The organism is Mycobacterium sp. NGS24 (assembly GCF_059813065.1).
The window spans coordinates 18,034-30,073 of the sequence record NZ_JCALDW010000012.1; the positions used below are offsets into that span (position 1 = coordinate 18,034).

Here is a 12,040-nt window from a genome sequence, read left to right on the forward strand (position 1 = left end):
GTACGTGAAGCGCGCCTAGCCTCAGGGTCATGCGCACACGCTATGTCGAGGTGATTCTGCTCGTTTTCGGCTTCTATTCGGTGGCTCTGGGGTTGTTCATGGCGTTGGCGCCCGGCATCTTCTTCGACACCCTGGGCGCCTTCGGCATCCGCAACACGCACTACATCCTCGACAACGCGTCGTTCGAGTTCCCGCTGGGACTACTGCTGCTGGGCGCGTTGCGGTGGACGTCCTGGCGGGTGCCGGCGCTGGCCTTCGCCACCACGCACTGGGTGCTGCATGCCGTCAGCCACCTCGTCGACACCAGGCACCGCGCCGGCGACATGATCGGCTGGCTGGAGTTCGCCGGGCTGGCGGTGTCGAGCGCATGGCTGGCTGCGGCCCTATGGCTGTGTGTTACTCGCCGGTGAACTGCGGGGGCCGCTTGGCGAACGTCGCGGAAATGCCCTCGGTCAGGTCCTTCGACGGCAGGAACGCCGCGTTCCAAGCGGCGACGTACCGCAGGCTCTCCGAGACCGCCGACGTGCGCTGCTGGTCCAGCACATCCTTGATTCCGTGCACGGTCAGCGGCGGGTTGGCCGCGATCTCGGCGGCGGTGGCATGTGCTGCGGCCAGCGTCGCGTCGGCGTCGGCATACACGTCGTTGACCAGGCCGATCTTCTCGGCGCGGGCAGCGTCGATGTCCTTGCCGGTCAGCGCGAGTTCGCGCAGGTGCCCGTCGTTGAGGATGAGCGGCAGCCGCGCCAGGCTGCCGACGTCGGCCACGATCGCCAGCTTGACCTCGCGCACCGAGAACTTGGCGTCGGCGCTGGCGTAGCGGATATCCACGGCCGAGATGAGGTCGACGCCGCCGCCGATGCACCAGCCGTGCACCGCCGCGATGGTGGGGGTGCGGCAGTCGGCGACAGCCGTGATCGCGTTCTGCATCCGCTTCACTTCACGGTGGAACACCGCGCGCGGCCCGGCCAGCGCATCACCGGACAGCAGTGGGGTGAACGAGCCGCCCATCGCCGGCACGTCCAGGCCGTAGCTGAAGTTTCGGCCCGACCCGGTCAGGACGATTGCCCGCACGTCGGGGTCGTCGTCCAGCGCCGGAAACAGTTCGGGCAGCTCAGCCCAGAATGCCGGTCCCATGGCGTTGCCCTTGCCGGGACCGATCAGCGTCACCCGCGCGACGTGGTCCTTGATCTCGACGGACACGGATTCGTATGTTTCGGCCATAGCGAGACCGTAGCGTGGCGCTCATGCCCTCAGATTTGCGACCCGGACCGGATTCGCCGCCCACCGACGAACTGGACAGCGCCGAAGCCACCCTCGCGGTGCTGCTACAGGTGCTGCACACCATCAGCCGCGACGACAGCACCAAGCAGACCCCGTGCGGGGAGTACGACGTCAAAGCGCTGACCAAGCATCTACTGAACTCGATCACCACGCTCGGCGGCATGGCCGGCGCTCAGATCAACGTGCCCGCCGACACCGATTCGGTGGAGAGTCTGGTCGTCGCCGCCGCCCGGCCGGCCCTGGACGCGTGGCACACACGCGGGATGGCCGGCGATGTCGCGCTCGGTGAGAACGCGATGCCCGCCCAGGTCGCGGTCGCGGTGTTCTCGATCGAATTCCTGGTGCACGGCTGGGATTACGCGATCGCGGTGGGGCACGACGTGCATGCGCCGGACTCGCTGTCCGAGTATGTGCTGGGGTTGGCGCAGCGGATCATCCGCCCCGAACAGCGCCGCCAGGCCGGTTTCGCCGACCCGGTACAGGTGCCCGACGACGCGCCCGCGCTGGACCGGCTGGTCGCCTTCACGGGGCGTGATCCCATCCGGGATCAGTCGCGCTCGAGGTAGAAGTAGTAGTAGCGGCCGTCGTCCACGACGCCTTTGCCGTTCATGATGCCCATCACCGCGTCGTCGTCGATCTTCTTGAAATGGTCGTGCACGGGCGCCCCGTCGTAGACCATCGTGGCCGTCACTTCGCCGCGGAACTCCTCCAGCCACAGGCTGGCTTCGCCCTTCATCCGCTCGGTGTTGGAGTATTTGTTGCCGTCGGCGTCCAGGCAGACGAGCGGCTGCACGTCCTGCACCGATTTGAACGTCTTGCCGTACCAGTTGATCTTGGCCAGCGTGCCGACGGCGCGGTGGGCGGTGACGAACTCGCCTCCCTTCCACTCGCCGAGCATGCCGTCCAGCGTGGCGGGCTCCAGTGTTGCCCAGAAGTCGTCGAGTTCGGCGTCGGGGATCGGATCGGTACGTTCCTTGAACTCGGTGAACTGCTTGCGCGCCTGACTCATGGGTGTCCTCCTCTGATCCAGCTGCGGGCGAACCGCAGCATCGCGTCGTTCTCCTCGGGGTCGGCGGTCACCGTGACCCGGACACCGTCGCTGCCGTACGGACGGACCACGAGCAGCGCATTGGCGGCCTGCTGCACGAAGTCCCCGGTGCGGGAGCCCAGCGGCAACCAGACGAAGTTGGCCTGCGACGGCGGCAACGTGAACCCGGCGGCGCGGAGTTCGGCGCTGACCCGCACCCGTTCGGCGACGACGGCGTCGGTGCGCGCCAGCAGTTCGTCGGCGGCTTCCAGCGAGGCGATCGCCGCGGCCTGCGAGACGCTGGTGGCGGTGAACGGCACGTAGACCTGGTCCAGCGCGGTGATCACGTCGGGATGGCCGATCGCGTAACCCACCCGCAGGCCCGCCAACCCGTAGGCCTTGGAGAACGTGCGCAACACCACGACGTTCTCGTGCGCGCGGACCAGGCCCAGGCTGTCCGGGGCCATGCCGTCGCGGATGTACTCCACGTAGGCCTCGTCGATGACGATCAGGATGTCCGGCGGCACGGCCTTCACGAAGCGGGACAGCGCGTCGGGGTCGACGACGGTCGACGTCGGGTTGTTCGGGTTGCACACGAAGATCAGCCGGGTGCGATCGGTGATGGCAGCCAGCATGGCGTCCAGGTCGAAGGTGTGGTCGGTCAGCGGGATCTGGATCGGCGTGGCGCCGGCGATCTGCACTTGAGGTGGGTACAGCTCGAAGCTGCGCCAGCCGAAGACCACCTCGTCGCCCACCGAGGAGGTGATCTGCACCAACTGCTGGCACAGGCTGACCGAACCGCAGCCGACAGCCACGTGTTCGGGGGCGAAGTCGGGGCCCAGATGACGCGCCAGCGCGGCTTTGAGCTGCACGCAGCCGTTGTCGGGATAGCGGTTGATGTGCGCGGTCGCGTGCTCGATGGCGGCCCGGACGCTGGGCAGCGGGCCGAACACCGTTTCGTTGCTGGCCAGCTTGATCGCCCCGGGCACGGTCTTGCCGGGAACGTAAACGGGCAGCCCGGCCAGCGCGGGCCGCAGGCGGGCGGTCATTTCGACAGCATATGACGCGGCTGTGTACGCTATGCCTCCGGCGGCTCCGGGTTTCCGGGGTCGGGTACCCTTTGGAAGGCCATGGAGGCGTGCCAGAGCGGCCGAATGGGGCTCACTGCTAATGAGTTGTTCCCCTCAAAGGGAACCGGAGGTTCAAATCCTCTCGCCTCCGCCACGCAGGACCAGCTGGACAACTGAATAACGCAGGCGCCCGTAGCTCAACGGATAGAGCATCTGACTACGGATCAGAAGGTTAGGGGTTCGAATCCCTTCGGGCGCGCTCTCTTTGGCTGATTCATCCGTCACCGTCCATGTAGCACCATCGCCCCGCCCGCCGCTGGAAGCGGCTGCGTTCGCGCATTTCCTCGACCCGTCCCGCGGATTCGAAACGGGCGGTGAACGCCACCACCGCGTGCTCGTCGTCTTCGTGGAGGCTTTCGGTCACCTGCAGGCCGATCCAGGTGACCCCGGGATCGAGGACGAGATCGGGCGGCCGGGTCCGCGGGTGCCAGGTCCGGAACAGGTAATCGGCGTCGCCGTGGGCGTAGGCCGAGTACCTGGACCGCATCAATTCCTCGGCCGACCGGGCCTGCCGCTCACCGTGGTGTAGCGGCCCGCAGCACACCAGATAACCCTCGCCGCCGCCGCATGGACACGGCGGACCGAGCAGTTCGCTCACCCGTCCAAAGTAGTCAGCGCTGCCGGCCGCCGATATCTGATACCGGAATTACCTGTTCTGATGCCTGACGGACACCTAATATCCGACGAGTGTTCACTGACGACGCGCGCCGGGTGCCACTGTGGGCCCGGTGGACCCACAGTTGGGTCCCGGCCGTCGTCGCGGTGGGGGTATCGCTGCTGGTAGTCCTGCAGATCGTGGCCGGCACGGCTGGGTTCCAAGGGCCGTTGCACAGCTTGATCAGCGACTATGTCGCCACCCCGAAGTCGACGACGGTGTCGTGGGTCGGCCTGTGCATCGGCGTCGTCGGGGTGTCGATGCGCTGCCGGATCTGGGCGCTATCGCTGGCCGCGGGGCTCGACGTGGTGTTCGCCGCCGAACGTGCGGTGCGCGGCGCCGCGGTGACGTTCGGCAACGGACCGATGATCGTGCTCACCGGGCTGGTCCTGGTGGCTTGGCAGCGCTGGACCGGCGCCCAGCGGGCGACCGCGCTGCGTGGGATCGCGCTGGGATTCCTGGTCATCATCGCGACCAAAGTGGGCGACACCTGGCTGCGCATCACGGCGATGGTCCGGCCGACCGTCCTCGACGAGTACGCCTACCTGGCCGATCACGCGCTCGGGCAACCGTCGTGGGTGATGGGCTGGCTGTTCGAGGCGGGCGGGCCGATCCTCACCGCCGTGCTGCACTGGGTCTACATCGAGTTGCCGCTGGCCGCGATGGTGGTCGTGGTCTACCAACTACGCCACGTGAACTCCGCGGGCTGGCCGCGGCACTTCCTGGTGCGAACGTTCCTGGTGCTCGGCCTGGTCGGACCGTTGATCTACGTGTTGTTCCCGGTGGTCGGCCCGGAATTCGCGTTCAGCCCGGCCGGCCAGGGCTTTCAAGTGGGCGACTACTGGCCGCATGCACTGCCGCAGATCCGCACGCCGCGGGCGATCGCGTTCGACGACCTGACCGCACGCAACTGCATGCCGTCGATGCACACCAGTTGGGCGCTGGCGACCTTCATCCACTCCCGCCGCGGGCCGCGCTGGCTACGGTGGGGCGGCACCACCTGGCTGTTGGGGACCATCGCGGCCACGCTGGGCTTCGGCTATCACTACGGCGTGGACCTGGTGGCCGGTGCCCTGCTGTGCCTGACGGTGGAGTCGGCGATGCGTGCGCAGGGCAACCGTTGGTCCCGCACCGGGCTGGTGGCGTCCGGGTCGGCGCTGCTGGCGGCGCTGCTGTTGTGTTGCCGGTTCCTGGCGCCGGTGATGGCGCAGTATCCACTGGTGTTCGGCTCGCTGATCGGCGGGGCGACGGTGGCTTTCAGTGTCGGGTTCTACGCCGCTTTCTTTGCCGCCGGCGACGCAACCCGGTCAGGGCCGGGTTGCGATCATCCCCAGCGCACGTTCGAACAGGTGCACCGTCCCGGCATGCAGCTGGTCGCCCACCGCCTTCTCGGCTTTGCCGGCACAGGCCCGCGCCAGCGTGCCCTCGATCACGATGCCGAGCTTGAAACACGCGAGCACCGTGTACCAGGTGAGGTGCGACAGGTCGCGGGTGGTGTTGGCGGCATAGCGCCGCACCAGGTCGTCGGTGCTGGCCAAGCCGTCACTCTGGCCGAGGGCATGACCGAAAACCGATGAGCCGTCGTCCTGCTGCCAGGTGGCCAGCAGCCAGCCGAGGTCCAGCAGCGGGTCGCCGATCGTGGACATCTCCCAGTCGCAGATGGCCACCACGTCGGGGCCGGTGAGGGAGAACATCACGTTGGCGGCGTGATAGTCACCGTGCATGATGCCGGGCTGCCAGGTGGTCGGGCGGTTGGCTTCCAGCCAGCGGGCGACGTCGTCGATGCCTGGGATGTCCGGTCCCGGGTAGCCGTCGTATTCCTGGTAGGACGCCAATTCCGAAAGCCAGCGTGGCACTTGCCGTTCCAGAAAACCGTCCGGCTTGCCGAAATCCGCCAGCCCGGCGGCGACGTGGTCGACCGCGCCGAGCTTGGCCAGGGCATCCGCCATCGACAGGCCCATCCCGTAGCGCACCGCGGGATCCCCGGCGTGCAACGGCGGCAAACCCTCACCGGCGTTGAAGCCCTCGATCGGTTCCATCAGGTAGAACACCGCGTCCCCCAGCACGCTGGTGTCCGCGCACGTCGCGATCAGGTGCGGATGGGGCACGTCCGAGCCGGCCAGCGCGGCAAGCACCCGGGTTTCGCGCAGAATCACGCTGTTGCTGCGGGTGCGCAGGTGCCTTGGGCCGCGGCGCAACACGTAGGTCCGGCCTGACCTGGTGAAGCGCAGCATCACATTCTGGGTGCCGCCGGTGATCGGAACGACGTCGTGCAGCGGACCTTCACCCAACCCCTGATCTGTCATCCAGCGGCCGACGGCGGCCAAGTCGACGCCGCTCATGCGCCGGCCTGCGCAGTGCACCGGTTTGACACGTCCCGCTCCCTCTGCAGCCTGTCGATCGTCTGGCAAAAAGCGTAGGGGATGCTCGGCCCGCCGCCCGAGGCGCAACCGGCTGGAACAATCGTCCTCGTGCCGCGCACCGACAATGACTCCTGGGATATCACCGAAAGTGTGGGCGCCACCGCCCTGGGCGTGGCTGCGGCGCGCGCCGCGGAAACCGAGAGCGCCGACCCGCTGATCCAGGACCCGTTCGCGCGGGTGTTCCTCGACGCGGCCGGCTCCGGAATGTGGAACGTCTATGCCGACCCGGCGGTGCTTTCCGGCGCGGTCGAGGTGGAACCCGAGGTGCTCGCCCGGGTGCGGCTGATGGTCGACTTCATGGCAACGCGCACCGCATTCTTCGACGAGTTCTTCCTGGGCGCGGCTGACGCCGGTGTTCGGCAGGTGGTGATTCTGGCGTCCGGCCTGGACTCCCGAGCGTGGCGGCTGGACTGGCCCGACGGCACCGTCGTGTACGAACTCGACTTGCCGCGGGTGCTCGACTTCAAGTCTGCCGCGCTGCGCGAGCACGGTGCGCAGCCCACGGCGCAACTGGTGAGCATTGCCGTCGACCTGCGACAGGACTGGCCAAAAGCGTTGCGGGACGCCGGTTTCGACCCACAGCTGGCCACCGCGTGGTCGGCCGAGGGCCTGGTGCGTTACCTGCCCGCGCGGGCGCAGGATCTGTTGTTCGAACGCATCGATGTGCTGAGTCCGGCCGGCAGTCAGCTGGCGACGAACGTGCCCGGGCCGGGCTTCCTGGATCCGGACCTGGTACGACGCCAGCGCGCGGACATGGCGCAGATGCGCACCACCGCGGCGCGGCTGGCCAACGTTGAAGTCAACGACAACGACGACCTGTGGTACGCCGAAGAGAGAACCGCCGTCGCCGACTGGCTGCGTGAGCGCGGCTGGGACGCGTCGGCGACCACCTTCGCCGAGCTGCTGGCCCGCTACGGTCGCAGCGTTCCGGACGATCTCGATCACTCGATTCCGCCGACGCTGTTCGTTGCAGCGTTGCGGCGGTGATGAATTCGCTACGTCGACGGCTCGGCCTGTTCCAGATCTTTCTTGATCGCTGCGATCGCATCGACCGGGGTGAGGTTCTGGCCCTGGCTGTCCTGCCCCAGCTGCGGCCAGCCGGCGCCCTGCGGTCCGCGCAGCTGATCCCAGATCTCGCGCACCTTGGTCAGCAGTTCGGTCTGCTCCTCATCGCTGAGCGCCATCAGCGGTCCTCCGTTCGTCACGATGCCGCACGCGGCGGCAAATTGTTGCGGTGTCAGTCCATTCGCGGAATTCATGTCACACCGACCGAACGGCGGTGCGCCTTGCGGCAGGTTGGGGCTGTACCCCTGCCCGTCGGTGTATTGGTGTGCGACCTGCCCGGGAAGGTTGGGGTTGGATCCGTAGCCGGCAGCCACCACCCGTAGTCCGGCCGGTCGCACCTGCCACATGTTGTAGAAGTCGTAGGCGTTGGCATAGCCGATGATGCGGGCCGGCGAACCCGCGTAATCGGCCAGGTTCCAATACAACTGGTTGATCCAGCTCGAGCCGTCACCTGGCGGATTACCGCCCGATTCGACGTCCAGCATCAACGCGACCCGCGGGTGCAACCCGCCCTCAGCTTCGATCATCGAGCGCACCGTGTCGGCGTTGGCCGACCAGTTCGGGCGTACATAGGTGTAGATGATCGCGAATGTCATTCGCCCACTGTCCAATGCCGCACGCACCCAGGCGTAATTGCGCGCGAAGTTGTGGTCCCGATAGGTGCCGTCGCAGACCCGGAACGACAACACCTGGTAGGGGTACGAGTCGTCCACCGGCACTTGATATTCCGAGACATCCGCGAACAACGTGTCGGGCACGGTGCCGTTAACCTCCTTGGCCGCAATGGTTGTCGGGACATGTTACCGAGGAGTTCCTCCGCACCCCGCAGCCGGATTGTGCCTATCCGCAGACCAGTGCGCGCTATGCGGACGTGATCATGAGCTGGCTGGAATCTGGGAGCGATCCGTCGGTGCGTGTCCGAGCCAATTGGCTGCCTGAAATCGGCGTCACCGAATTACCTGGGCTGGCCGCGGACACGTGCTGTCTCGCCCGTCGAAAGGCGGGCTGCCAGGTGGCTTGCCGAGCAGTCCGGATAGTACTCCGCCACGCCGCCTTTCATGTTTAGACACAGGTCCAACGGGTAACGCTCATCACACAGAAATTGGTTTCGGGATCAATGGAGGAAATTATGGTGCGCGGTCGCGGAATTCTCGGTGCAATTGTGCTGGTGTGGCTGCTCATCGGAGTCCTCGCGGCCTGGCAGCGCGACTACTTCAAAGGCGAGGCCACCAGCTGTGCGTCAGCGGGAACCGTTGCGGTAACGGTGATTGCGGGTCCGCTGAATTACATGGGAGTAAATCCGAAAGTAACTGACTGCCGCACCCCGCGTTTACCGCAGCCGAGTGCGATGCAAGCAATTGACCACATCCCCTCTATGTAAAGGAATCATCATGATTGTCGTGGGCGCTATCTTGCTCATTCTGGGATTTGTCTTCAACGTGCATTTATTGGCGATGCTGGGCGTGGTGCTGTTGGTCATCGGTGCGGTGATGTGGGCCATGGGTTCGGTGGGCCGGCCGGTAGCCGGACGGCGCAACTGGTACTAATCAGTCATTTCCCGAAGGTCGCGTGATCGCTGGTGCGGTCACGCGACCGTCTTGTTTCACAGCCGACACACAGTGCGGCCATAGCGCCGCCCTAGTGGGTTGTGCGGATACTGGAAGCCGTGGCCTCCCCCCGAACTTCCACCGAGCGCGTTGTCATGTGCCGCGCCGACGGCCAACCGGTCAACGTGCTGGTGGTTGACGACGAACCTGTTCTCGCGGAGATGGTGTCGATGGCCCTGCGCTACGAGGGCTGGAATATCGCCACCGCAGGGGACGGCACGACCGCCCTCGCTACCGCTCGCACCGAACGTCCCGACGTCGTGGTCCTCGACGTGATGCTGCCCGACATGAGTGGCCTGGAAGTGCTGCGCAAGTTGCGCGAAGAGAATCCGCGCCTGCCGGTGCTGCTGCTGACGGCCAAGGACGCGGTGGAGGACAGAATCGCCGGATTGACCGCTGGCGGAGACGATTACGTCACCAAACCGTTCAGCATCGAGGAGGTGGTGCTGCGGCTGCGTGCGCTGCTGCGGCGCACCGGCGTCACCACGGTCGACAGCGGTGCCCAGCTGGTGGTGGGCGATCTCGTCCTCGACGAGGACAGCCACGAAGTGTCCCGCGCCGGCGAGCCGATCTCGTTGACATCCACCGAATTCGAGCTGCTGCGCTTCATGATGCGCAACGCCAAGCGGGTGTTGAGTAAGGCGCAGATCCTGGACCGCGTGTGGAGCTACGACTTCGGCGGTCGGTCCAACATCGTCGAGCTCTATATCTCCTATCTGCGCAAGAAAATCGACAATGGTCGCGAACCCATGATCCACACATTGCGCGGCGCGGGGTATGTCCTCAAGCCGGCGCGCTAGACGGCCCCGGGTCTGGTCGCTGCGGCTGCGGCTGCTGGTCGGACAGGTGGCCGTGTTGGCCATGGTGTGCGTCGGCATCACCGCGGCAACCGAACTCGCGTTACGGCACCACCTGCTGGCCCAACTCGACAGTCAGCTCAGCGGCACCTCCTACCGCTCCTCGCTGCTCTACCCCGAGCCGCCGCGCCGTCACGAACCCCGCTACGTCAAAACCGGGCCCGGACCCAGATTTCTCGACGCGCCGGGCCAGCCGGCCGGCATGGTCGCCGCCGTGGTCAGCGACGGCACCACGGTGGACGCCGGATACCTGACCAGCAGCGGTGCGCGGGCCGCGCTGTCCGCGACCGCGAAACACCAACTGGAACAGATTGCCGGTAGCCGCTCGCCGGTGACGCTGGACCTCGACGGACTGGGCCGCTACCGGGTGGTGGCGGCTCCGAGCCGAAACCGGGCCGACGTGATCGTCACCGGCCTGTCGATGGCCAACATCGATGCCACCGAACTACGGATGCTGGTCATCTTCGGCGTGCTCACCTTCGTTGCGCTGGTCGCCGCGACCACCGCCGGGGTGATGATCATCCGGCGGGCGCTGGCGCCGCTGCGACGGGTCGCGCAGACCGCGACCGAGGTCGTCGACCTGCCGCTGGACCGGGGCGAAGTCGAATTGCCGGTGCGGGTGCCCGAGCCCGACGCCAACCCGGACACCGAAGTCGGCCAGCTCGGGTCGGCGGTCAACCGCATGCTCGACCACATCTCCGCTGCACTGTCGACGCGGCAGGCCAGCGAGACCCGGGTGCGCCAGTTCGTTGCCGACGCCAGTCACGAACTGCGTACCCCGCTGGCCGCGATCCGTGGTTACACCGAGCTGGCGCAGCGGATGGGGGACGACCGCGAAGCGGTGGCACACGCCATGAGCCGAGTCGCATCGGAGACCGAACGGATCACCCGCCTGGTGGAGGATCTGTTGCTGCTGGCGCGGCTGGACTCCGGCCGACCCCTGGAACGCGAACCGGTGGATCTGTCCCGGCTGGCCGTCGACGCGGTCAGCGACGCCCACATCGCTGGCCCGGATCACCAATGGGAACTGGATCTGCCGCCCGAACCGGTGGTGGTCATCGGCGACGAGGCGCGGTTGCACCAGGTACTGGCGAATTTGCTGGCCAACGCCCGCGTGCACACCGGCGCCGGCTCCGTCGTCACCACCCGGTTGAGCACTGAGCCGACGCACACGCTGCTGCAGGTGATCGACAACGGGCCCGGCATTCCGGCGGCGCAGCAGACCGAGGTGTTCGAGCGGTTCGTGCGCGGCGATACCTCGCGTTCCCGGAAGGGCGGCAGCACCGGGCTGGGCCTGGCGATCGTCTCCGCCGTCGTCAAAGCGCACAACGGGATGATCACCGTGCACAGCTCGCCCGGTCGTACCGAGTTCGCGGTGCGGTTGCCGGTTAATGGTCGGCAACCGCCCGCGTCCTCAGCTCAGCCCGTCAGCCCGAGCAGGTGACGTCGATTTCGAAGGACTTCTTGACCGGTGCCATGGGGTTGGCCATGTCCACTCCGGTGGCGGTGCCGCTGATCTTGTAGGCGTTGCCGTTCTTGGTGGCTTCGGCTTTGGCGTCCGGGGTGCCGGGGGCGTACCCGAGCGACACGCCGTTGACATTGCCGAGCGCAACCGACTTCACCTCAGGGGGATTGGCGTCGGAGAGGACCGCGCCGATGCCGGTCGCCGATCCGCCGATCGCGATGTTGACGGTGCCACCCGCCGTGGTGCACAGAGTTGTGCCGGTGACGTGCTGGTCCTGCCCGTCGATCAGCACCTTGGTCCCGGAGGCGCTGGCGCCTCCGCTGGCTGCAGCCGAACTGGAGGATCCACCACTCGATTTCGGCTTGTCATCCGAACACCCCGAAAGACCCGCGACCAGAATGGCCGCCCCCGCCACCGCGACCGTCAGTCCACGCTTCACCTGAGCTCCTTTGCTCGTCGTAGCGACCCTCGTGGTTGAAGACCGCTTCGGCAGTATGCGGCTTAACCGGAGCTGAGGTCTAGCAACTCAG

Annotated in this window: 14 protein-coding genes, 2 tRNA genes and 1 pseudogene; 10 read left to right on the forward strand and 7 right to left on the reverse strand. The window is 66.8% G+C overall.

What is annotated here, in order from left to right; translation table 11 throughout:
* Positions 1-29 precede the first annotated feature (29 nt).
* A complete protein-coding gene (locus AC5Y6Y_RS16380) occupies positions 30-410 on the forward strand; it encodes a hypothetical protein (RefSeq protein ID WP_463826150.1) in 381 nt (126 codons plus the stop codon).
* Here the strand turns inward: AC5Y6Y_RS16380 and AC5Y6Y_RS16385 are convergent.
* Positions 397-1,221 carry a crotonase/enoyl-CoA hydratase family protein gene (locus AC5Y6Y_RS16385; RefSeq protein WP_473138622.1) on the reverse strand — a complete coding sequence of 275 codons (825 nt, stop codon included), beginning with the start codon at positions 1,219-1,221 and terminating at the stop codon, positions 397-399. The genes AC5Y6Y_RS16380 and AC5Y6Y_RS16385 overlap by 14 nt on opposite strands.
* Positions 1,222-1,244: 23 nt before the next feature.
* Between AC5Y6Y_RS16385 and AC5Y6Y_RS16390 the strand changes: the two genes are divergently transcribed.
* Positions 1,245-1,847 (forward strand): TIGR03086 family metal-binding protein, encoded by a 603-nt coding sequence (locus AC5Y6Y_RS16390; protein WP_473138621.1) that lies wholly within the window; start codon positions 1,245-1,247, stop codon positions 1,845-1,847.
* Here AC5Y6Y_RS16390 and AC5Y6Y_RS16395 read toward each other — a convergent pair.
* A complete protein-coding gene (locus AC5Y6Y_RS16395) occupies positions 1,829-2,290 on the reverse strand; it encodes a DUF4334 domain-containing protein (protein WP_473138620.1) in 462 nt (153 codons plus the stop codon). The genes AC5Y6Y_RS16390 and AC5Y6Y_RS16395 overlap by 19 nt on opposite strands.
* Entirely contained in the window at positions 2,287-3,357 is a 1,071-nt protein-coding gene (locus AC5Y6Y_RS16400; protein WP_473138619.1) for an aromatic amino acid aminotransferase, read from the reverse strand. Before AC5Y6Y_RS16400 ends, AC5Y6Y_RS16395 begins: the two co-directional genes overlap by 4 nt.
* An 83-nt stretch (positions 3,358-3,440) precedes the next feature.
* Here AC5Y6Y_RS16400 and AC5Y6Y_RS16405 point away from each other — a divergent pair.
* Positions 3,441-3,532 (forward strand) — tRNA-Ser (locus AC5Y6Y_RS16405).
* 32 nt (positions 3,533-3,564) lie between these two features.
* Positions 3,565-3,637, forward strand: a tRNA-Arg gene (locus AC5Y6Y_RS16410).
* A gap of 15 nt (positions 3,638-3,652) precedes the next feature.
* On the opposite strand, the gene AC5Y6Y_RS16415 is transcribed toward AC5Y6Y_RS16410, so the two are convergent.
* Positions 3,653-4,036 (reverse strand): YchJ family protein, encoded by a 384-nt coding sequence (locus AC5Y6Y_RS16415; protein WP_473138618.1) that lies wholly within the window; start codon positions 4,034-4,036, stop codon positions 3,653-3,655.
* A 113-nt stretch (positions 4,037-4,149) separates the two neighbouring features.
* On the opposite strand from AC5Y6Y_RS16415, the pseudogene AC5Y6Y_RS16420 reads away from it, so the two are divergent.
* Positions 4,150-5,166, forward strand: a pseudogene (locus AC5Y6Y_RS16420) (phosphatase PAP2 family protein); the annotation flags it as partial.
* A 234-nt stretch (positions 5,167-5,400) separates the two neighbouring features.
* On the opposite strand, the gene AC5Y6Y_RS16425 reads toward AC5Y6Y_RS16420, so the two are convergent.
* Positions 5,401-6,435, reverse strand: coding sequence for a phosphotransferase family protein (locus tag AC5Y6Y_RS16425; RefSeq protein ID WP_473138617.1), 1,035 nt, complete (start codon positions 6,433-6,435; stop codon positions 5,401-5,403).
* A 129-nt stretch (positions 6,436-6,564) separates the two neighbouring features.
* Between AC5Y6Y_RS16425 and AC5Y6Y_RS16430 the strand changes: the two genes are divergently transcribed.
* Positions 6,565-7,503 (forward strand): class I SAM-dependent methyltransferase, encoded by a 939-nt coding sequence (locus AC5Y6Y_RS16430; protein ID WP_473138616.1) that lies wholly within the window; start codon positions 6,565-6,567, stop codon positions 7,501-7,503.
* Positions 7,504-7,511: 8 nt separating this feature from the next.
* On the opposite strand, the gene AC5Y6Y_RS16435 is transcribed toward AC5Y6Y_RS16430, so the two are convergent.
* Positions 7,512-8,339, reverse strand: a complete 828-nt coding sequence (locus tag AC5Y6Y_RS16435) for a hypothetical protein (protein WP_473138615.1) — start codon at positions 8,337-8,339, stop codon at positions 7,512-7,514.
* 359 nt (positions 8,340-8,698) lie between these two features.
* On the opposite strand from AC5Y6Y_RS16435, the gene AC5Y6Y_RS16440 reads away from it, so the two are divergent.
* From AC5Y6Y_RS16440 to AC5Y6Y_RS16455, 4 genes are all read left to right on the forward strand, one after another.
* Positions 8,699-8,962, forward strand: coding sequence for a hypothetical protein (locus AC5Y6Y_RS16440; RefSeq protein ID WP_463826141.1), 264 nt, complete (start codon positions 8,699-8,701; stop codon positions 8,960-8,962).
* Between the two features lie 10 nt (positions 8,963-8,972).
* Positions 8,973-9,128: a DUF6131 family protein gene (locus AC5Y6Y_RS16445; RefSeq protein ID WP_463826140.1), complete on the forward strand. Its 156-nt coding sequence runs from the start codon at positions 8,973-8,975 to the stop codon at positions 9,126-9,128.
* A 155-nt stretch (positions 9,129-9,283) separates the two neighbouring features.
* Positions 9,284-9,988: a response regulator transcription factor gene (locus tag AC5Y6Y_RS16450; protein ID WP_463826420.1), complete on the forward strand. Its 705-nt coding sequence runs from the start codon at positions 9,284-9,286 to the stop codon at positions 9,986-9,988.
* The gene (locus tag AC5Y6Y_RS16455; protein ID WP_473138614.1) at positions 9,966-11,489 is read left to right on the forward strand and encodes a sensor histidine kinase; all 1,524 of its coding nucleotides are present in this window, start codon (positions 9,966-9,968) and stop codon (positions 11,487-11,489) included. The genes AC5Y6Y_RS16450 and AC5Y6Y_RS16455 overlap by 23 nt, the downstream gene beginning before the upstream one ends.
* Here AC5Y6Y_RS16455 and AC5Y6Y_RS16460 read toward each other — a convergent pair.
* Positions 11,473-11,949, reverse strand: coding sequence for a lipoprotein LpqH (locus tag AC5Y6Y_RS16460; RefSeq protein WP_463826138.1), 477 nt, complete (start codon positions 11,947-11,949; stop codon positions 11,473-11,475). The genes AC5Y6Y_RS16455 and AC5Y6Y_RS16460 overlap by 17 nt on opposite strands.
* Positions 11,950-12,040: the final 91 nt, after the last annotated feature.

Coding starts and splice junctions, on each gene's coding strand:
- AC5Y6Y_RS16455 (WP_473138614.1), top strand. CDS start 9,966: ATGTCCTCAAGCCGGCGCGCTAGACGGCCCCGGGTCTGGTCGCTGCGG.
- AC5Y6Y_RS16395 (WP_473138620.1), bottom strand. CDS start 2,290: ATGAGTCAGGCGCGCAAGCAGTTCACCGAGTTCAAGGAACGTACCGAT.
- AC5Y6Y_RS16450 (WP_463826420.1), top strand. CDS start 9,284: ATGTGCCGCGCCGACGGCCAACCGGTCAACGTGCTGGTGGTTGACGAC.
- AC5Y6Y_RS16400 (WP_473138619.1), bottom strand. CDS start 3,357: ATGACCGCCCGCCTGCGGCCCGCGCTGGCCGGGCTGCCCGTTTACGTT.
- AC5Y6Y_RS16385 (WP_473138622.1), bottom strand. CDS start 1,221: ATGGCCGAAACATACGAATCCGTGTCCGTCGAGATCAAGGACCACGTC.
- AC5Y6Y_RS16445 (WP_463826140.1), top strand. CDS start 8,973: ATGATTGTCGTGGGCGCTATCTTGCTCATTCTGGGATTTGTCTTCAAC.
- AC5Y6Y_RS16380 (WP_463826150.1), top strand. CDS start 30: ATGCGCACACGCTATGTCGAGGTGATTCTGCTCGTTTTCGGCTTCTAT.
- AC5Y6Y_RS16390 (WP_473138621.1), top strand. CDS start 1,245: ATGCCCTCAGATTTGCGACCCGGACCGGATTCGCCGCCCACCGACGAA.
- AC5Y6Y_RS16425 (WP_473138617.1), bottom strand. CDS start 6,435: ATGAGCGGCGTCGACTTGGCCGCCGTCGGCCGCTGGATGACAGATCAG.
- AC5Y6Y_RS16440 (WP_463826141.1), top strand. CDS start 8,699: ATGGAGGAAATTATGGTGCGCGGTCGCGGAATTCTCGGTGCAATTGTG.